This is a genomic window from Klebsiella michiganensis (assembly GCF_015139575.1).
GTDB classification, from domain to species: Bacteria; Pseudomonadota; Gammaproteobacteria; order Enterobacterales; family Enterobacteriaceae; genus Klebsiella; species Klebsiella michiganensis.
In genome coordinates this window covers 4,989,924-5,010,360 of the sequence record NZ_AP022547.1, presented here as the reverse complement: position 1 = coordinate 5,010,360, position 20,437 = coordinate 4,989,924, and the positions used below count along the sequence as shown (strand labels likewise).

The 20,437-nt window shown below is 56.1% G+C and carries 17 protein-coding genes and 1 riboswitch; of the genes, 5 read left to right on the top strand and 12 right to left on the bottom strand.

Translation table 11 applies throughout. From position 1 onward, the window contains the following. Complete coding sequence (gene araB / locus JLG71_RS23470; protein ID WP_046877811.1) at window positions 1–1,710, bottom strand: ribulokinase; 1,710 nt, start codon at window positions 1,708–1,710, stop codon at window positions 1–3. Window positions 1,711–2,047: 337 nt separating this feature from the next. Here araB and araC point away from each other — a divergent pair, with 337 nt between their 5' ends. Both araC and JLG71_RS23460 read left to right on the top strand, forming a co-directional pair. Beyond that, window positions 2,048–2,893, top strand: coding sequence for an arabinose operon transcriptional regulator AraC (gene araC, locus JLG71_RS23465; protein WP_004098545.1), 846 nt, complete (start codon window positions 2,048–2,050; stop codon window positions 2,891–2,893). Between the two features lie 128 nt (window positions 2,894–3,021). Continuing rightward, a complete protein-coding gene (locus JLG71_RS23460) occupies window positions 3,022–3,789 on the top strand; it encodes a DedA family protein (RefSeq protein ID WP_014227902.1) in 768 nt (255 codons plus the stop codon). Here JLG71_RS23460 and thiQ read toward each other — a convergent pair. The 4 genes from thiQ to sgrR form a co-directional block, all read right to left on the bottom strand. After that, window positions 3,776–4,477 carry a thiamine ABC transporter ATP-binding protein ThiQ gene (thiQ, locus tag JLG71_RS23455; RefSeq protein ID WP_047724503.1) on the bottom strand — a complete coding sequence of 234 codons (702 nt, stop codon included), beginning with the start codon at window positions 4,475–4,477 and terminating at the stop codon, window positions 3,776–3,778. The two genes, JLG71_RS23460 and thiQ, sit on opposite strands and share 14 nt — an antisense overlap. After that, window positions 4,461–6,071 (bottom strand): thiamine/thiamine pyrophosphate ABC transporter permease ThiP, encoded by a 1,611-nt coding sequence (thiP, locus tag JLG71_RS23450; RefSeq protein WP_122117121.1) that lies wholly within the window; start codon window positions 6,069–6,071, stop codon window positions 4,461–4,463. Before thiP ends, thiQ begins: the two co-directional genes overlap by 17 nt. Beyond that, the gene (gene thiB, locus JLG71_RS23445; RefSeq protein ID WP_032747954.1) at window positions 6,047–7,030 is read right to left on the bottom strand and encodes a thiamine ABC transporter substrate binding subunit; all 984 of its coding nucleotides are present in this window, start codon (window positions 7,028–7,030) and stop codon (window positions 6,047–6,049) included. The genes thiP and thiB overlap by 25 nt, the downstream gene beginning before the upstream one ends. Before the next feature lie 31 nt (window positions 7,031–7,061). Then, window positions 7,062–7,224: riboswitch (TPP riboswitch) on the bottom strand. Between the two features lie 37 nt (window positions 7,225–7,261). Further along, window positions 7,262–8,917, bottom strand: coding sequence for an HTH-type transcriptional regulator SgrR (sgrR, locus tag JLG71_RS23440; RefSeq protein ID WP_148851040.1), 1,656 nt, complete (start codon window positions 8,915–8,917; stop codon window positions 7,262–7,264). Window positions 8,918–9,004: 87 nt separating this feature from the next. Between sgrR and sgrT the strand changes: the two genes are divergently transcribed. Then, window positions 9,005–9,157: a glucose uptake inhibitor SgrT gene (gene sgrT / locus JLG71_RS23435; RefSeq protein WP_004098552.1), complete on the top strand. Its 153-nt coding sequence runs from the start codon at window positions 9,005–9,007 to the stop codon at window positions 9,155–9,157. Window positions 9,158–9,385: 228 nt separating this feature from the next. Beyond that, complete coding sequence (locus JLG71_RS23430; RefSeq protein ID WP_009654594.1) at window positions 9,386–10,570, top strand: sugar efflux transporter; 1,185 nt, start codon at window positions 9,386–9,388, stop codon at window positions 10,568–10,570. 47 nt (window positions 10,571–10,617) lie between these two features. Here JLG71_RS23430 and JLG71_RS23425 read toward each other — a convergent pair whose 3' ends face one another. Continuing rightward, entirely contained in the window at window positions 10,618–11,928 is a 1,311-nt protein-coding gene (locus JLG71_RS23425) for an MFS transporter (RefSeq protein WP_025106482.1), read from the bottom strand. 230 nt (window positions 11,929–12,158) lie between these two features. On the opposite strand from JLG71_RS23425, the gene JLG71_RS23420 reads away from it, so the two are divergent. After that, window positions 12,159–13,055 (top strand): LysR family transcriptional regulator, encoded by an 897-nt coding sequence (locus JLG71_RS23420; RefSeq protein WP_014227908.1) that lies wholly within the window; start codon window positions 12,159–12,161, stop codon window positions 13,053–13,055. Between the two features lie 38 nt (window positions 13,056–13,093). Here JLG71_RS23420 and aroD read toward each other — a convergent pair whose 3' ends face one another. From aroD to leuC, 6 genes are all read right to left on the bottom strand, one after another. Further along, window positions 13,094–13,849 carry a type I 3-dehydroquinate dehydratase gene (gene aroD, locus JLG71_RS23415; RefSeq protein ID WP_014837399.1) on the bottom strand — a complete coding sequence of 252 codons (756 nt, stop codon included), beginning with the start codon at window positions 13,847–13,849 and terminating at the stop codon, window positions 13,094–13,096. 33 nt (window positions 13,850–13,882) lie between these two features. After that, window positions 13,883–15,097, bottom strand: a complete 1,215-nt coding sequence (locus JLG71_RS23410; RefSeq protein WP_047724498.1) for an MFS transporter — start codon at window positions 15,095–15,097, stop codon at window positions 13,883–13,885. Between the two features lie 11 nt (window positions 15,098–15,108). Next, window positions 15,109–15,972, bottom strand: a complete 864-nt coding sequence (locus JLG71_RS23405) for a shikimate dehydrogenase (protein WP_004108154.1) — start codon at window positions 15,970–15,972, stop codon at window positions 15,109–15,111. A gap of 10 nt (window positions 15,973–15,982) precedes the next feature. After that, entirely contained in the window at window positions 15,983–18,016 is a 2,034-nt protein-coding gene (locus JLG71_RS23400) for an oxidoreductase (protein ID WP_064377744.1), read from the bottom strand. 403 nt (window positions 18,017–18,419) lie between these two features. Next, entirely contained in the window at window positions 18,420–19,025 is a 606-nt protein-coding gene (gene leuD, locus JLG71_RS23395) for a 3-isopropylmalate dehydratase small subunit (protein WP_014227913.1), read from the bottom strand. Window positions 19,026–19,035: 10 nt separating this feature from the next. Continuing rightward, window positions 19,036–20,436: a 3-isopropylmalate dehydratase large subunit gene (gene leuC / locus JLG71_RS23390; RefSeq protein ID WP_025106487.1), complete on the bottom strand. Its 1,401-nt coding sequence runs from the start codon at window positions 20,434–20,436 to the stop codon at window positions 19,036–19,038. Between the last annotated feature and the right edge of the window lies 1 nt (window position 20,437).

Here is a 20,437-nt window from a genome sequence, read left to right as displayed (position 1 = left end):
TTAATGGGTGAGGGCTGCCTGAGATTGCGGTGCGGATTCCGCTTTTGCAGTCGAAGGGAGATAACGTTGTTCCGCGCTGAGCGACCACTGCTGGTAGCGCTGATAGAGTTGTTCGAAGCGTTGCGCCTGCGCCGGACGAGGCTGCAGGGTACTTTCCACCTGGCTGGCCATGTTTTCCTGTGCGGCAGGGATATCGCGGTATACGCCGGCGGCAACGGCGGCGAAGATAGCCGCGCCCAGGGCGCAGCACTGATCGGACGCGACGATTTGCAGCGGGCGATTCAGCACATCGCAGCAGGCCTGCATGATCACCGGGTTTTTGCGCGCGATGCCGCCGAGCGCCATCACGTTATTGACCGGGATCCCCTGTTCGGTGAAGCACTCCATAATGGCGCGGGCGCCAAAAGCGGTGGCGGCAATCAGTCCGCCGAACAGCGCCGGGGCGTCGGTGGCGAGGTTCAGATCGGTAATGACCCCTTTCAGACGCTGGTTGGCATTCGGCGTACGGCGGCCGTTAAACCAGTCCAGCACTACCGGCAGGTGGTCAAGAGACGGATTTTTTGCCCATGCGTCGGTCAGCGCGGGCAGCAGCTGTTTCTGGCTGGCTTTGATCTGCTCTTTGAGTTCCGGGTGGGCCTGCGCCAGCTGCTCCAGCGGCCAGCCGAGAATGCGGCCAAACCAGGCGTAGATGTCGCCAAAAGCGGATTGCCCCGCTTCCATACCGATAAAGTCAGGCACGACGCTGCCGTCGACCTGGCCGCAAATCCCTTTCACCGTGCGCTCGCCAACGCTCTGTTTATCGGCGATCAGAATGTCGCAGGTGGAGGTGCCGATAACTTTGACCAGCGCGTTTGGCTGCGCACCGGCGCCGACGGCGCCCATATGGCAGTCGAATGCGCCGCCGGAGATGGCGACGGTTTGCGGCAGGCCCAGGCGCGCGGCCCATTCGGCGGTGAGCGTGCCGACCGGGACATCCGCAGTCCAGGTATCGCTGAACATCGGGTAGGCCAGGCTCTGGTTGATTATCGGGTCGAGTTCATCGAAGAAACCGGCAGGCGGCAGTCCGCCCCAGCTTTCATGCCAAAGGGATTTGTGCCCGGCGCTGCAGCGGCCGCGACGAATATCCTGCGGGCGGGTGGTCCCGGAAAGCAGGGCTGGCACCCAGTCGCACAGCTCAATCCACGACGCGGCGGCCTCGGCGACGGCGCTGTCCTGGCGGGTCACGTGGAGGATCTTGGCCCAGAACCATTCGCTGGAGTAGATACCGCCGATATAGCGGGAGTAATCCTCTTTGCCCGGCTGGTGGCACAGGCGGGTAATCTCCTCCGCCTCCTCCACCGCGGTATGGTCCTTCCACAGCACGAACATGGCGTTGGGGTTGCTGGCGAATTCGTCGCGCAGCGCCAGCACGTTGCCGTCGGCGTCGATGGGCGCGGGGGTGGAGCCGGTGCTGTCAACGCCGATACCCACCACGGCAGCGCGCTGTTCGGCGCTAAGGGATGCGAGGACGCTTTTCAGCGCGGCTTCCATTGATTCGATATAGTCGCGTGGATGATGGCGGAACTGGTTGTTCGGACCATCGCAAAATAGCCCCTCCTGCCAGCGTGGATACCACTCGACGCTTGCGGCGAGCTCTTCGCCGGTCGCGCACTCTACCGCCAGGGCGCGTACTGAATCACTGCCAAAATCGAGGCCAATCGCAATTGCCATACTGTTACTCCATGCTAAAAATCATTCATGGTGAAACAGTAGATATCTGGGCTGAAAACCGTCAGGCCGTATTCGCTAATCTTATGGACTATATTGCTGTGACGTCGCAAAGTGTGACGCCGTGCAAATATTCAATGTGGACTTTCCTGCCGTCTTTATAGACACTTCAGTTATGCGCTGAAAGCGCCTGAACTGTGCGCCATGCTCGGTTTTTATCGAGAAGAGGCGGGTTTTAATTCATTTTCTAACCCGCGTCGCAGCATGAGCGACCAGCCAGAGGATAAAATACAAGGTATGGACAATTGGTGTCCTCAATGTCTCCTGGAGAGCAGAGTTTATGGCCGAAACGCAAAACGATCCTTTGTTGCCGGGTTACTCTTTTAACGCCCATCTGGTAACGGGCCTGACGCCAATTGAAGCCGATGGCTATCTTGATTTCTTTATTGACCGTCCGCTGGGCATGAAGGGCTATATCCTTAATCTGACGATTCGCGGCGAAGGGGTGATCAATAACCACGGGGAGCAGTTTATCTGCCGGCCTGGCGATATGCTGCTGTTCCCGCCGGGAGAGATTCACCATTATGGCCGCCATCCCGATGCCCGCGAGTGGTATCACCAGTGGGTCTATTTCCGGCCGCGCGCCTACTGGCATGAATGGCTTAACTGGCCAACGATTTTTGCCCAGACCGGCTTTTTCCGCCCGGATGAGCAGTGGCAGGCGCGCTTTGGCGAACTGTTCGGGCAGATTGTGGAAGCCGGGCAGGGCGCCGGGCGTTACTCCGAGCTGCTGGCGATCAATCTTATGGAGCAGCTGCTGCTCAGGCGCATGGAAGCTATCAACGAATCGCTGCATCCGCCGCTGGATAACCGGGTGCGCGATGCCTGCCAGTACATCAGCGATCATCTGGCGGACAGCCATTTCGATATTGCCAGCGTCGCCCAGCACGTGTGCCTGTCGCCGTCGCGCCTGTCGCATCTGTTCCGCCAGCAGCTGGGGATCAGCGTACTGGGGTGGCGGGAGGATCAGCGCATTAGCCAGGCTAAGCTGCTGCTGAGCACGACGCGGATGCCAATCGCGACCGTTGGCCGTAACGTCGGTTTTGAGGACCAGCTCTACTTTTCGCGCGTGTTTAAGAAATGCACCGGCGCCAGCCCGAGCGAGTTTCGCGCAGGGTGTGAATAAAAAGTAAAGAAAGTGAAATGATGGCCCGGATTTTTAACACAGCCAGTAAACTATACAAACAAATGATGGCTTGACGAAGTATGAACGGCTCCGGAGAATCCGTGCTTCGTTTTTAAACCGGGTACATTATGCAAGCATTGCTGGAACACTTTATTACTCAATCCACGGTCTATTCTCTGATAGCCGTTCTGCTGGTCGCCTTCCTCGAGTCGCTGGCGCTGGTGGGGCTTATCTTACCGGGAACGGTGATGATGGCCGGATTGGGGGCGCTGATCGGCAGCGGCGAGGTTAACTTCTGGCAGGCGTGGCTGGCGGGGATTATCGGCTGTTTGCTCGGCGACTGGATTTCATTCTGGCTTGGCTGGCGGTTTAAAAAGCCGCTGCATCGCTGGTCTTTTTTGAAGAAAAACAAAGCGCTGCTGGATAAAACCGAACATGCGCTGCATCAGCACAGCATGTTTACGATTCTGATTGGCCGCTTCGTCGGGCCGACGCGCCCGCTGGTGCCGATGGTCGCCGGAATGCTCGATCTGCCGGTCGCGAAGTTCATCCCGCCGAATATCATCGGCTGCCTGCTGTGGCCGCCGCTCTACTTCTTACCGGGAATCCTTGCCGGGGCGGCCATTGATATCCCGGCCGATGAGAATAGCGCCAGCTTTAAGTGGCTGCTGCTGGGGGCGGCGCTGCTGGCGTGGCTGGCGGCGTGGCTATGCTGGCGGCTGTGGCGCAGCGCCAAAAGCGCCGGCGATCGTCTCACCCGTTTTCTGCCGCGTTCGCGCCTGCTGTGGCTCGCTCCGCTCATGGTGTGCGCCGCCGGCGCGGCGCTGGTGTTTGCCTTCCGTCATCCGCTGATGCCGGTCTATCTCGACATCCTGCATAAGGTTATTTTGCGCTAATTCCCAGCAGCGCCGAGGCGCTGCTGTTGCCGCTGAGCAGCGCGGCGGTCGCGCCATCCCAGGCAATGCGTCCCTCAGCCACGACCACCGACCGCGGCGCGATGCGCGCCGCATCTTCCACGCTGTGCGAGACCATCAGCAGCGTCAGCTGCCGCTGCTGGCAGACGTCGGCAACCAGCGTCAGCATCTCCTGTCTCAGCGCGGGATCGAGCGCCGAGAAGGGCTCATCCAGCAGCAGTACCGGCTGCTGGCGCACCAGACAGCGCGCCAGCGCCGCACGCTGGCGCTGGCCGCCGGAAAGCTCGCCCGGCAGCCGCTCTAACATCGCGTCAATCCCCATCTGCCCGGCAATCGCCTGCAGATGGGCGGATTGATCCGCGTTCAGCTTGAGCCCCGGGTGCATTCCCAGCGCAATGTTCTGGCGGATGGTGAGATGGTTGAACAGATTATTTTCCTGAAACAGCATTGATACCGGACGACGCGCGGGCGGCGTGTGGGTATGGGGCTGGCCGTCGAGCGCGATACTGCCGCTGGCGGGCGTTAAAAAACCGGCAATCAGGTTCAGCAGCGTACTTTTACCGGCCCCGCTCGGGCCAAGAACCGCGATGCGCTCACCGCGTTCGACGGAAAGCGTAAAACGCATCGGCAGATGCTGGTAAAGCCAGGTCACATCATTCAGTTTTAGCATCGCGTCCCGGAAGTTTTTCAATCACGCTAAAGAGTAAAAAGCACAGCAGCAGAAGCAGAAGGGCGGTCACGGCGCCGTCCTGGCTACGGTAAGAACCAATTTGCTGATACAGATAAAACGGCAGCGTACGGAAATCTTCGTTGCCGAACAGCGCCACGACGCCGAAATCGCCAATCGACAACACGCAGGCGAAGGCCAGCGCCTGGGCCAGCGGCCGCTTTAAAGCGCGAAGCTCGACCACCCGAAGGCGGGTGAAGCCGCGCATCCCCAGCGACTGGCAGAGGGTGCCGTAGCGGGCGGCGATATCGCGCATCGGGTTTTCCAGTACCTTGAGCGCATAGGGGATTGCCATCAGCGCATTGGTGAAAATCACGATACCGTCGGCGGACTCGGGCAGGCCCACGCTGTTATTGAGCAACAGGAAGAAACCGGTGGCCAGCACGATGCCCGGCATGGCGAGGATCAGCATCCCGCTCAGCTCAAGCGCCTGACCGGCCAGAGGGTGACGGCGGGCGCGAAGCTCGCGGCTGCTCCAGAGCAGCATCATGGTCAGGATGACGCTTAAGAGCCCGGCGGCAAGGGCGATACGCAGCGACGTCCACAGCGCCTGCCATAGCGCCGGCTGATGCAGCACGCTCAGCAGATTGCTGTTCAGCCCGTCGCTTATCACCGCCAGCAGCGGCGGCAGCAGCAGTAAAAGCGCCGCGCCAATCAGCGCCGCGTCGCATAACCGGCTGTACAGCCGGTCGTCGGGATCGCGCCAGCCGCGAATATGGCTGGCCCCGATGGCGAGGGCTTTACTCAGGCGCTGGCTAAGCAGCACCAGCCCGAGGCAGCAGACCATCTGGATAAGCGCCAGCATTGCCGCGCGCGCCGGGTCGTAGTCGAAATTAAGGGCCTGGTAAATCGCCAGTTCGATGGTGGTCGCCCGCGGGCCGCCGCCCAGCGACAGCACGGTCGCAAAGCTGGCGAAACAGAGCATAAAGATCAGCGCCGCGACCGGTGGAATTTGCCGGCGCAGCCACGGCCACTCGACCAGCCGGAAGAAGACGTAGCCGCGCATGCCGAGCTGGGCGGCGATTTGCCGCTGTTCGCCGGGGATATTTTCCAGCGTCTGCAGCAGCAGGCGCGTGGCCATCGGCATATTAAAGAATACGTGCGCCAGCAGGATCCCCTGTAGCCCGTAGGGCGAGAATTCCCACTGCCAGCCAAAAACGTGGCATAGCTGGGCCAGCCAGCCCTGACGACCGTAGACGCTAAGAATGCCGAAGACCGCCACCAGTACCGGCAGAATTAAGGTCATCGCGCAAAGGCGCAGCAGCAGCGTGCGCCCGGGGAAGCGCCGCCGGTACAGGGCGCGGGCGAGGAATATCGCCGGTAGCACCGAAAAAAGCGCGGAAAGGAAGGCCTGCCAGAAGGAGAAACGCACCACGTGCCAGAGATAGCTGTCGCGGATAAGCGCGTTCCAGGAGGTCTCCGGGGCGCTGAACCATAGCGCCAGAAAGGCGGCCAGCGCCACGACGACCAGCACGATGGCCGCCGTGAGTCCCGGCAGGAGCCAGCCGAAAGCTAGCGGCTGACGGCGCGTTGCCATGCGCTAATCCAGTTCTGACGTTCGGCGGCCACCTGTTGCGGTGTGAATTCGAGGGTCGTTTGCGGTTTCATCAGCGCGTCAAAGCCTGCCGGAAGCGCAACCGTCGTCACCGGATACATCCAGTTGCCGGTGGGGATCGCGTTCTGGAAGCCCGGCGATACCATAAATTTAAGGAACTTTTCCGCCAGCTCCGGCTGTTTGCTGGCCGCGGTGCGGGCGGCTACCTCAACCTGCAGGTAGTGGCCTTCAGCGAAGTTTGCCGCGGCGTAGTTATCTTTTTTCTCTTCGATAATGTGGTAAGCCGGGGAGGTGGTGTAGCTCAGCACCAGATCGCTTTCGCCTTTCAGGAACAGGCCGTAGGCTTCGCTCCAGCCCTTGGTAACGGTAACGGTTTTCGCCGCCAGCTTCTGCCAGGCTTCCGGCGCTTTATCGCCGTAGACTTTTTGCATCCACAGCAGCAGGCCCAGGCCCGGCGTACTGGTGCGCGGATCTTCATAAATCACCCGCCATTTTTGCTCGCCCTCAACCAGCTCTTTCAGGCTTTTCGGCGGATTTTTCAGCTTGTTTTTATCGTAAACAAAGGCGAAGTAGCCGTAATCGAACGGCACGAAGGTGTCGTTGTCCCAGCCGCCGGGCACGCTGACCGCGCTGGCCGGGACGCCGCTTTTGGCGAACAGCTTGCTTTGCGAAGCGGCTTCCAGCAGGTTGTTATCCAGCCCCAGCACCACGTCGGCTTTGCTGTTTTTGCCTTCCATTCGCAGGCGGTTGAGCAGCGAGACGCCATCTTCCAGCGCCACGAACTTCAGCTCGCAGTCGCAGTCGGCTTCAAAGGCTTTTTTAACCGCCGGGCCCGGGCCCCAGTCGGCGGAGAACGAGTCGTAGGTATAAACGGTGAGCAGCGGTTTGGCAAAAACGGGCGCGGCGACCAGCGCCAGCAGGGGGAGTAATTTTTTCAACACTTTGCACCTCAGAAAAAGGGGTGGCAAAGGATTTTGAGAGGGCCTCAAATCCCTTCGCCGGCGTTATCCGGATCAGGTTCGACGGGTATTTTCTCAGCCCATACGCTTTGTCTTCGGGTTGCTTCTGCGCTAACCGCGCGTTGAGGCAACTTGAATGAGATTGCGTATGTTTATTAGCACCCCGTTGAGAACGGCAGTTAGTGTAATGATTTTGTTTGCCAACGGAAAGCATTACGGCTCCGGCGGTGCGAACCACGCGGACTTAAAGTCAAACCAGCCGAGCGTGTTCATGCGTACGCCGCGCATGCTGCGCTGCCCCTGGATCATCAGCCAGTGGTGGATCAGCGGCACCACGGTTTGATTGGCCAACAGCTGCTGACTCCAGGTGGCCGGGTTCAGCTCGCCCGCGCGCCAGCGAGCGGCGTCCTGTTCCCAGTCGATGGGGATACATTTGCGAATCAGCGGAACTTCATACAGCCAGGCAAACAGGGAGAAATCGATCGGCAGCGTAAAGTTGGCGCTGTTGAGCCAAACGTCGCTGACCACCTCCCCGCGGTGCCACTCCTGATACTCCAGCTCCTGGATCTCCAGCTTAACCTGATGCTCGGCCAGCAGCGTTGCCATGATCCCGCCCATCACGCGATGCTCGACGTGATCCTGGTAGTAGGTCAGCCTGACCGTCTCAAGGCCGGCAGGCTTCTCGCAGGCGTGGCTGCGCGCATGATGCCAGCGGGGCAGCAGGCCATACGCCGGGAACCAGTTGCCTTGATAGTGCTCGCCCGCGTGATAGAGCAGGTTAGCGGGCTGGAACACATAGCTTAGCCACTGGCGTACCGCGCTGTTACCGCCCAGCGGGCTGCGGGCGTCGAACAGCAGGTAATAACACCCCTCTTCCAGGCGGCTTTCCACCGCTTTTTCGCTTTGCGTGGTGCCCTGTAACGTCAACCCACCGTTGGGTTCTTCGCTGATTTCCGGCAGGACCCAGACGTTCACTTCATCGATCAGCGCCCGGTAGCCGAAATAGTCATCGAAGGCGTGAATTTTGAGCTGGTTCTGGTTATTACGCACAACCGAGTAGGGCCCGGTCCCCACGGGGATACTGGAGAAATTCTCCATCGTTCGCCACTCATGCGGAAGGATCATGGCCGGGACCTGGCTTAACAACCACGGCAGCCAGCGGTCGGGCTGGCGGAGATGAATGTCGAGGGTCCATGCGGTGGGAGAGTCGATGCGCTCAATATGAGAGAACAGCGGCAGGGCGTTGCTGCGCTGCAGAGAGGTAATGACATCTTCCATCTCCAGCTCTCGTCCATGATGAAAATGAATCCCCGGACGCAGAAAAAAGCGCCAGTGGGTGGGGGCGATCTGCTGCCAATGGTGAGCAATATCGGCCTCCAGTTCCCCATTTTCCTCATTTACCCGCGTCAGGGCGCTAAAAATCTGCCGGGCAATATGCGTTTCCGAGCGGCGCAGCGCGCTGCCGGGCAGCAGATTTTTCATCGGCCGATAGTAGAGCACGCGCAGGATATGCCGGCCCTGACGAAAGCTGCGGCCTAAATGGGAAACCAGCATTTGCCGGACGGCGGCTTTATCGCCAACCAGCTGCACCAGCTGATCGATTCTGTCCTGATCCAGCAGATCTTCCGCCCTCTGCTGCTGCAGGGCGAGACCGGTATAGAGAAAAGAGAGGCGGGAGCGCTTGCCGCGCCCGGCCTCCGCCTCCCAGGTCAGCCAGCCGCGCGCTTCCATCATGTTGAGCAGGGTACGCATATGGCGGCGCGAGCAGCTTAGCATCTCTGCCAGCGCATTCAGCGTGGTCTCCTGCGACTTGCCATCGCAGCACTGCCACAGGCGGATGAACTGCTGTTGTAAACGACCGGAAGACATAAAAGGGGAACTCCTGATAAAAACTCAGCAATTTATTACTTCCTATATTAAGTCAATAATCAACGTCGATGAAGCGAGGAGGTGAATATGATGGGGTCAACCATGAAACAGTTCTACCAACGCTACTTTTCTGCGACGCAGGATGCGTCCTGGCTGGCCCGCCTGATGGCAGGAAGACAGCAGAAAATGCTCGGCGAACTGATGCAGTGGGGAGTTACGTCGCAGACCTCGGATCATTGACTTGCAGACATCATGTGTGACTGAGTATTGGTGTTATACTCGTCGTCTTTCAAGCTGCAGGTGCGTTGGCTGCGCCCGCTCGCCCAGGCCACATAGTTACCTATGTTTCCAGGGACTTACGTTCTGGCCGCCTGCCCGCAACTCGAAATCCATAGAGTATAGAATCACCCGCCAGCAGAATACTTCTGCTGGCTTTTTTCGTTTTCTTCGCGTGCTTAAGGATATTTCATGCTGTGGTTAATGACGATGGGGCGTCGTCTAAACGGCGTTTACGCCGCTTTTATGCTTGTCGCTTTCATGATGGGGATCGCCGGCGCGCTGCAGGCGCCGACGCTCAGCTTATTCCTCAGCCGCGAAGTGGGCGCGCAGCCGTTCTGGGTAGGGCTGTTCTATACGGTTAACGCCATTGCCGGCATTCTGGTCAGCCTGGCGCTGGCTAAACGCTCCGACAGCCGGGGCGATCGCCGGAGGCTGATTATGTTTTGCTGCCTGATGGCGGTGGGAAACGCGCTGCTGTTCGCTTTTAATCGCCACTATCTGACGCTGATTACCTGCGGGGTTATGCTGGCCTCGGTGGCGAATGCCGCGATGCCGCAGCTTTTTGCCCTGGCGCGGGAATATGCCGATAGCTCGGCGCGCGAAGTGGTGATGTTCAGTTCGATAATGCGTGCGCAGCTTTCGCTGGCGTGGGTTATTGGTCCACCGCTGGCTTTTATGCTGGCGCTGAATTATGGCTTCACCACCATGTTTTCGATTGCCGCCGGGATCTTTGTTATAAGCCTGGCGCTGATCGCCGTCAAACTGCCCTCGGTCGCCCGCGTTGAGCAGCCTTCTGAAGGCGCTGACGTGCTGGTGCAGGCCGGAGGATGGCACGATAAAAACGTGCGGATGCTGTTCATCGCCTCCACGCTGATGTGGACCTGCAATACCATGTATATCATTGATATGCCTCTGTGGATCAGCAGCGATCTTGGCCTGCCGGACAGCCTCGCGGGGATTTTGATGGGCACCGCTGCCGGGCTGGAGATCCCGGCGATGATACTGGCGGGCTACTACGTTAAGCGCTGGGGCAAACGCAAGATGATGGTAACAGCGGTTGCGGCGGGCGTGCTGTTTTATATCGGTCTGATTCTGTTCCACGACCGCGTGGCGCTGCTGGTGCTACAGCTGTTTAATGCCGTATTTATCGGGATTGTTGCCGGGATTGGCATGCTGTGGTTTCAGGATCTGATGCCCGGACGGGCGGGCGCCGCGACGACGCTGTTTACCAACAGTATTTCCACCGGGGTGATTCTGGCGGGGGTGATTCAGGGCGCGCTGTCGCAAAGCTATGGTCACGCCAGCGTCTACTGGACGATTGCCGCAATTTCGCTGGTGACGCTGTTTATGACCAGCAGGGTGAAAGATATCTGAATCGCTCCCCCTGTCCCGGCAGGATGCCGGGACAGGGGCTGGACAGATTATTTCAACACGATCCTTTTAATATCGCCGATAATAAAAACATACGCGATAACGCCAACCAGCGCGGTTAAACCGATATAAATCAGCGCGTAGAAAAAATTACCGGTCATGGATATGATAACCCCAATAATTAATGGGGTAATAATTGATGCCATATTAGCACAGAAGTTGAAGATGCCGCCGGTCAATCCGCCCATATTCTTCGGGGCAATGTCAGAAATAAGCGTCCAGCCGAGGCCAACCATACCCTGGCCAAAAAATGCAATCGACATAATAATAATGACTGCGGTGTTGCTATCGACCCAGTTAGCAATGATGATGCAGCTCGACAGTAGCAGTCCGGAAATAATTGGCAGCTTTCTGCTAATATTTACCGAGTTGGTTTTCTTTATTATTTTATCGGATACCCAACCGCCGAAAAAGATACCGATAGCCGCGGCCAGGAACGGCCAGGAGGCGAAGAAACCCACGTGAAGCCAGGGGAGGTGACGTTCGTTAGCCAGATAAGTCGGGAACCATGTCAGGAAGAAAACCAGCGTGGTGTTACCGGCAAATTGACCAAGGCTGGCGCCGATGATTTGCCGGCAGCACAGTAGACGTTTCGCATCATGCCAGTTGAAAGGGATATTTTCATTGACGGATGTCGTATTTTCTACGCCGATATACTCCAGCTCTTCTTTATTTGCCGTTTTTGATTCATGTGGCTCGTGATAAAACTTCCACCATACAAAAGTAAACGCAATACCCAACCCACCGGTCAGGAAAAATAGCGTTCTCCAGCCATGATGCTCCAGAATTAAAAAAAGGAGCGGAGAGAATGCGGCCAGGCCAATATATTCACCGACGGTGTAAGTCGCCGTTGCCCGGGCGCGTTCATGCTGCGGAAACCATTTACTGACGACACGGCTATTAACCGGGAAACAGGGGGCTTCGCTGATGCCTAAGCCTAAACGCAGCAGCAGCAGCGATTTTAGGCCGACAGAAAAGCTTTGCAGTAAGGTAAAGGTTGACCAGAAAAAAATAGAAAGCGCGTAGGTCAGCTTATTGCCGAAGCGATCGAGAAACATCCCGCCGGGAATTTGCGCCAGAGCGTAGGTCCAGGCGAAAGCGGAAAAAACGATCCCCATCATGGCCGGGTCAATATCTATTTCGCTCGTTAACTTGGGCGCAACAACACCTAAAATAGTCCGATCGAGATAATTTATCATCGTCCCTATCGATAGTAACATTAAAATTACAATTCGCGTTTTAGTTCGCTTTTGCGTGGCCGACGGCAAAATCGGCCGTTCCTGAGCATCGATCGTCCTCATAGTGATTTCCTTTAAAGTTTAAAATATTTTTGCATGAATTTATGCAGGCAAAAATATTCTATTTGACGTTGACGCTATCGATGATAAGTCACGCTTTGTTACGGCTTCTGTGACATGGCATAACAATATTTGATATGACCCCGATATTTCTCCTTTTCGGCTCATCATCGATAGCCTGTATGGTATATTAGGGGCATGAGTTTTATTCTTATATTATACGAGCAAAAATAATGAACCTAAAGCAACTTTATTATTTTAAGCGGCTGGCAGAAACCGAGCACTACACTGAAGCCGCCTCCAGTCTTTTTATCACTCAACCCTCGCTAAGCCACGCCATATCTGAGCTAGAGAAAGAGCTTGGCGTGGCGCTATTTGCCAGGAAAGGGCGCAATGTCAAAATTACACAGAATGGTAAGCGCTTTCTGCCCTACGTCGAAGATGCCCTGGCCTCATTAGAGAATGGCCGCATGACGTTGCAAAAAAATAGCGACGAGAACAAGGAAAATATTCGCATTGCGTTTATTTATACCATGGGCGAATATGTTGTTCCGCAGTTAATTAATAAATATTCCCTTTCACCATCTCGTCACAATGTGACATTTTCTTTTACTCAGGGAACGTCGTTAACGCTTCTGCAGGAACTGAAGGCCGGGAAAAGCGACCTGGCGATTTGTTCCTATATTGCGGATGAGCCTGATATCGACTTTATTCCTATTATTCAGCAGGAGCTGGTCGTGGTGACGGCAAAAGATCACCCTCTGGCCAGGCTCTATGAAAATGAAGTCGACCTGGTGGAGACTATCCACTATCCCTATATCTATTTTTCAGAAAATAGCGGGTTACGCCCCTTTATTGATAACGTGTTTATGCAGCAAAAGCTGGTGCCGGATATTGCCTGCTACGTTGATGAGGATACGGCGATGGCGGGGCTGGTCAGTATTGATTACGGTATTGCGATTATGCCGCGAATTTCCGCGCTCTCGTATTACAACGTGCATATCCTGACGATTAAAAATGCGATTCCTCCACGTTATATCTATCTGGCAACGATGAAAGAGCGGGTACTTTCTCCGGCGATTCAGTCATTTAAAGATGTCATTATTAATGACAGCCAAAAAATCCGCTAGCAACATCGCCCGGAGGGTGACCCCCGGGCGAAGTTTTATCAGGAAAGAATATCCATCAGTTCACGCAGTTGGGTAATGGCGATTTGCCCTGGCGCAGAAGCCTGGCCGACGGTACCGAAGGTCATTGCTGAACCGAACAAACGGCCGGTTACCCGGCTCACGCCGCCGGATTTACCCATCGACATGGTGATTAACGGCCGAGTCGCGTACTTCTCTTTCATCGTCAGGGTTGCCGAGAGCAGGGTCAGGACATCCTGCGGCGACTGCGGCATAACCGCGATCTTCGGCAGGTCAGCGCCAAGATCCTGCATGCGGCGCAGGCGGTAGATGATATCTTCCTGAGCCGGCGTTTTATGGAAATCGTGATTGCTCATGATAACTTTGACGCCCGCAGCGTGGGCATCGCTCACCAGCGAGCGAATTTGCGCTTCGTCGTTGAACAGCTCGATATCAATCACGTCGGTCAGACCGCTAACGGCCGCCTGGCGATTCAGCTCAAAATAGGCTTCGTCGCTGATTTCCGTTTCGCCACCCTCTTTTTTACTGCGGAAGGTGAACAGCAGCGGGATCTCTTTCAGCAGCTGGCGAATCTCGCCGAGCGCCAGCAGTACCTGCTCCGTTTCTCTGACCTGTGTGAAGTGATCGACGCGCCACTCGATAATATCGGCTCCGGCGGTAGCCAGCGCGCGCGCGTTAGTCTGCAGCTCGGCAAGCGTTTTGCCGATCAGCGGTACGCAGATTAAGGTTTCCCCTTCCTGGAAGGTGATGTTTTTTACTGTTACTGCTTGAGTCATGTTGGTATCCATTATTCTTTTTGTCATTGACCATCAGGCGGTTGCTGCAACCCGGGATGTTTTTGCAGCGGCGCGAACCTGAAGCTGACGATAACCGATGTACAGGGCGATCACAAAGCCGACGATCGCGATCAGAAGATCGAACCACATAATGCTGGCGATACCCATCTTCGACAGTTTTGCCGTGATCAGCGGGATCGTAAAGCTGGCCAGACTTCCTGCGGTATAAAAGATCCCGGTGGCTTTGCCTTTTCCGTTCGGGAAGCTCATGGCCATAATGGTCGCGCCTATCTGCAGCACGCCGCCGGCGGCGGCAAAGCCGATGATAAAGGCGAAGCCGGTCACTATCATTGGCGTAGGGAACAGGCAAACGATCAGCAGTGACATCATCGACAGGAAAGTGTAAACGATCATGGCGACGGCCGAGCTAAATACCTCTTTGACAAAGGCCGCGGTGACGAACACGCACGTCAGGGAACCGGCAGTATAGACGCTCAGGAGTTTAATGGCCGACTCGTGCGGGATGCCGGCAACGAACTCGCCGTACTGCGCTAACCACTGGCTGACCAGATAAAAAGTCGCCATACCGATATAGCCGTACAGGGTAAAGATGGCCATATCCAGCTTGCCGGCGTTCGCCTGCGGGGCAACGGCGGCGACCGACGATTTTTCTGCGGTTTCCTTTTTCGCCCGATGGTCCGGGAAAGGCATTTTTATCAGGTAGATAGCGCTAATAATCATCAATACAGCGGCGATGATAAACGACCATCCGTACCACATATTCGCCCAAATCAGCGCACCGATAATGAACGGCAGCAGGAACTGCCCGGCAGAGACAAAGGCTTTGATCAGCACATTTGCCCGGCTGGCGGAGTTAGGGAAAGACTCCATCAACGCCGGATAGGTTCCGGAATCGAGGAAGCTGTTTGCCAGACCGGCCATAATGCCGAAGAAGTAGGCCATATAAATGTTTTTCGTCAGTAAAATACCGAGGAAAAACACCAGATAGCTGGCGATGCCGAGATAGATAAAAGGTTTACGGCCAAAACGGTCGGACAGGAATCCTGTGACGATCGTGGCGAGCTTACCGATCCCGAGCGACGAAATGACGATGGAGACGCCGGCAGCGTCGGTTCCCCACTGTTCCTGCAGATTCGCCATATTGAGGGTAATTAACAAAACCCCCATGCCGTGGATCAGGTAGTTAAGATAGAGCCCAGCCGCCGTTGGGACATATGGATTTTTCATCGCGCCCATCCTTAGAACAGGATATTTTTGACGTGTTCAACCGGCATTTCTTTGCCCGTCCAGATTTCAAAAGCGCGCGCGCCTTGCCAGAGCATCATCCCCAGACCGTTGATGGTGCGGCAGCCTTTTTTCTCGGCCACTTCCAGCAGATAAGTTTTGCGTGGGTTATAGACCACGTCAGAAACGATCAGATCCGGGCGCAGGAAGCTGTCGTCAGGCAGCAGCATCTGGCCTTCAAACGGTTTCATCCCCACGCCGGTGGCGTTGGTCAGAATGACGCTGCTGTCGATTTCCGCGCGCAGTTTGTCATGATCGTCCAGATCGAACAGGTGGATCTCGCAGTTGGTGTTATTACGGATTTTGGCGACGGTCTGTTCTGCATTGGCGAAGAACTTATCTTTGCGGTTAAAGATGGAGATCGCTTTGACGCCATCGAGCGCGGCCTGAACGCAGAGCGCGGTTGCCGCGCCGCCTGCGCCCAGAACGGTCATTTTTTTGCCGATGATATCAATGCCCTCTTCTTTGAGCGCGCGCATATAGCCGGTGCCATCGGTAATGTGGCCGGTCAGTACGCCATTGTCGTTCACCACGGTATTCACCGCGCCAACCAGTTCTGCCGCCGGCGAGAGCTTGTCCAGATACTGGCAAATCTCCGTTTTGTTCGGCATGGAGACGTTACAGCCGCGCAGTTTTAACGCGCGAAAGCCCTGTACCACGTCTTTCAGCTCTTCGTTACCGACTTCGAACGCCAGGTAAACGTAGTCCAGCCCCAGATGAGCAAAAGCTTCGTTATGCATGGTTGGCGACATGCTGTGGCGAATCGGAGTCGCAATCAGGCCAATCAGCTCGGTATGTCCGGTAATACGTTCTGCCATGATAAAATCCTCAATATGTTAGAAATGGAATTTTTGTCGATTCGCGGTTGCCGAGAGCCCCCATATCTTCGAGGGTGTCCAGCACGTTGCGCCCTTCGCGCACGCCATCAATGATTCGCCGGGCCATCAGGCTGTCGCCGATGTTCATTATTTTTACGTTATTGGCTCTGGCCCATTGTTCAATCTCAGTGAGACCGGCGGTGTTGGCGCGCATTCCCAGGCAGACGAAGCCGTAATCGAAAGGAATGTCGAAGGTGCCATCCGCATTTTTAACGGTGAAATGCGTCGGGGTGACGGCAACCAGCTGCGTGCGCATGTGCTGTTCCACGTGATGTTCATCCAGCATGGTCAACATGGCGTTTTTGGTAATGATGTCCAGATCGCGACCCGGCGCGTCCTGCATCTCGATAAGCACGGCGCTGGCACCGCGCGCGGAGAAGTACTCGATGACGTCCAGACCCACGGCGCCTGCGCCGACGACGGCGATGCGTTTACCTGTAGCATCGGCAAACTGGTCCAGATGATGAATCATGTTGGTAATGGAGAAGACGTTCCCGCCTTCGACATCGATGTTCTCGCGCAGTCCTTCAATGGGCGGCAGCAGGGGCACTGAACCGGTGGCGTTGACGATTAAATCCGGGCGAAGAGCGGAAACGGACGCCACGGTGGCGCGTCTGCCGACCTGCAGCATCAGGTTATCGAGCGAGGCGATACGGTTTTTCATAAACTGCGGAAAATCAGCGATACGCTTTTTCTCCGGCAGCAGGGAGATCTCGCTGGCCAGTCCGCCGATGCTGTGCTTCTCTTCCAGCAGCCAGGTATGACAGCCGACTTCAGCCGCGGTGCAGGCCGCTTCCATTCCCGCCGTACCCGCGCCGATGACCACGACGTTGGTATCGCGGATCACGCGCTGCTGCTTATACGCGTCGCCGTGGATGATATCCGGGTTGATCGAGCAGCGAAGAGGGCGGGAGCGGGCGATGCGGTGATCCGCGCAGCCAATATTGCAGGAGATGCATTTCCGCATCAAACGTTCGTTGCCGCTTTGAACTTTTTGCACCCACTCCGGCTCGGCGATCAGGCCGCGGCCAATGGCAATCAGGTCGGCATCGCCGCTGGCGATAATATCTTCGGCGACTTTCGGGGTACGGATGTTGCCGGCTATCACCGTGGGCTTGTGGAATTTGTCGCGTACCGCGCGAGAGAGGTAGCGCTTCCAGCCATCTTCCAGAGACATCTGGTCAATCTGGAAATTGAGGTTGTCGTTTTGCGCGGCGGAGACGTTGATAATATCCACTTTTTCCTGACACAGTTCGAGGATCTGCAAGGAGTCTTCGAGCGTATTTCCACCTTTCAGAAAGTCATCGGCGCTAATACGCAGGCTGACCGGAAAACGCGGGCCTACGCAGGCCCGTACCTTATCGACGATTAGGGTTAATATTCTGGCGCGATTCTCTACGCTGCCGCCAAATTCATCGGTGCGCTTATTAAACAGCGGTGATAAAAACTGGCTAATTAAATAAGAGTGGCCGGCGTGAATTTCCACGCAGTCGAATCCAGCGCGGCGAACGCGCTCCGCCGCGTCACCAAATTTATCGACGGCATGATATATCTCATCGTGCGTCATCGGGCGGGGGATATTCCCGTTCTTTTTGGACGGCGTGCTGGAAGAAGACAGCGGCATTTCGCCGTTCAGGCGATACGCATAGGCCGACGCGCCGGCGTGGTTTAATTGAATACTGACGCAGGCGCCGTGTTTATGTAAGGTTTCGGTTAATTTGAACAGGCGCGGAATATATTGATCGTTATCGATACGCAGCTGCGTAGTGCCGTTAGAGGCGAAAGGAAAATCGATGCAAATATTCTCGATAGTGATGAGTCCTGTGCCGCCCCGCGCGCGTAGCTCATAGTAGTCAATCTGCTCCTGCGTGACTTCCCCGTTCAGGCTCGCCAGGTTAGTGCCCATTGGCGGCATGATGATGCGGTTTTTTATTGTCATTCCGTTAATGGTCAACGGGGAAAAAAGATGGGGATAGTGGCTCATATGCTCTCTCCACTGGATGCCTGATAGCCTTTTACGGCGATTCTGGCCTGTCCAAAGTTAATATTTCTCTGTGGGGAAAGATAACGAGGCGTTTAATAGAAAAATAATGCTTTTTTTTGCGCGGAGCTATAGCGTGATTCTATGGGATTAACAATTTATTTACACATTAGTGTTTTTACCTTAAATATTTCAATCGATTTTTTACTTGTACTTGTGGAATGACACAAAAAGAGTAGGGGAATGATTGAATAGATGCCCAATTGATAATGATTTATTTTTATCGCGGCGAAAATGTCGCCCCGTTATAGCGACGAATATTGATATATGTGCGCCAGATCTCATTTTTACCGGCGAAAAAAAAGCCCGGATCGCGGTCCGGGCTGAGATATACATGGCGGCTGCCTTAATTCATAAAGGCCGGCTGTTTTTTCTCATAGGCTGAGATCGCCTCTTCATGCTGCAAAGTCAGGCCGATGCTGTCCAGACCGTTCAGCATGCAGTGGCGGCGGAAAGCGTCAATTTTAAAGCTGTAAGATTTATCGCCTGCTTTAACCACTTCGGCTTCCAGATCGACTTCAAACTTAATGCCCGGCTGAGAGTGGACCAGCTTAAACAGCTCATCGACCTGCGCTTCGCTCAGGGTGACCGGCAGCAGCTGATTGTTAAAGCTGTTGCCGTAGAAGATATCGGCGAAGCTCGGCGCGATGACGACTTTAAAACCGTAATCGGTCAGCGCCCACGGCGCGTGCTCGCGCGAAGAGCCGCAGCCGAAGTTTTCCCGCGCCAGCAGGATAGAGGCGCCTTTATATTCCGGGAAGTTCAGCACGAATTCCGGGTTAGGCTGTTCGCCTTTGTCGTCCAGGAAGCGCCAGTCGTTAAACAGATGGGCGCCAAAACCGGTACGCGTGACTTTCTGCAGGAACTGCTTTGGAATGATTGCATCGGTATCGACGTTCGCGGCGTCCAGCGGAACCACCAGGCCGGTATGTTGGGTAAATTTCTCTGCCATGATGGTTTCCTTATTTCAAGCTACGGATATCGGCGAAATGACCGGTAACGGCCGCCGCGGCTGCCATGGCCGGGCTGACCAGGTGAGTGCGCCCGCCGCGGCCCTGACGGCCTTCAAAGTTACGGTTGCTGGTGGAGGCGCAGCGCTCGCCCGGGTTCAGGCGGTCGTTGTTCATCGCCAGGCACATGGAGCAGCCGGGTAAACGCCACTCAAAACCGGCTTCAATAAAGATTTTATCCAGGCCTTCGGCTTCGGCCTGCGCTTTTACCGGACCAGAGCCTGGCACGACCAGCGCCTGAACGCCCGGCGCGACTTTGCGGCCTTTCGCGATTTCGGCCGCCGCGCGTAAGTCTTCGATACGCGAGTTGGTGCAGGAGCCGATAAAGACTTTATCAATCGCCACGTCGGTTAACGGTACGCCAGATTTCAGGCCCATATAGGCCAGCGCTTTTTCCGCGCTCGCGCGCTCTACCGGGTCGGTGAATGATGCCGGGTCCGGGATGATATCGGTGACGGAGATGACCTGGCCTGGGTTGGTGCCCCAGGTGACCTGCGGGGCAATCTCTTCCGCCTGCAGGGTGACAACGCTGTCAAATGTCGCGCCATCATCGGTGGTCAGGGTTTTCCAGTAAGCGACGGCTTCGTCAAAATCCTTGCCTTTCGGCGCGTGCAGGCGGCCTTTCACGTAATCAAATGTGGTCTGGTCAGGCGCCACCAGGCCTGCTTTCGCGCCCATTTCGATAGCCATATTGCACAGGGTCATGCGGCCTTCCATGCTTAAATCGCGAATGGCTTCGCCGCAAAATTCAACAACGTGCCCGGTACCGCCGGCGCTGCCGGTTTTACCGATGATCGCCAGAACGATGTCTTTGGCGGTGATGCCCGGAGCCGCTTTACCTTTGACTTCGATCTTCATGGTTTTAGCGCGGCCCTGCTTCAGCGTTTGCGTAGCCAGGACGTGCTCGACTTCAGAGGTGCCGATACCGAAGGCCAGCGCGCCGAATGCGCCATGGGTTGCCGTGTGTGAGTCGCCGCAGACGATGGTCATACCCGGCAGGGTGACGCCCTGTTCCGGCCCCATCACGTGGACGATGCCCTGGAAAGGGTGGTTCAGATCGTACAGTTCCACGCCGAACTCTTTGCAGTTTTTAATTAACTCCTGCATCTGGATACGCGCCATTTCGCCGGACGCGTTAATGTCTTTCGTCTGCGTTGAAACGTTGTGATCCATCGTGGCGAAGGTTTTGCCCGGCTGACGTACCGGGCGTTTGTGGGCGCGCAGACCGTCAAACGCCTGCGGTGAGGTCACTTCGTGAACCAGATGACGGTCAATATACAGCAGCGGGGTTTCGTTTTGCGCTTCATAAACCACGTGAGCATCAAACAACTTTTCGTATAACGTCTTCGCCATG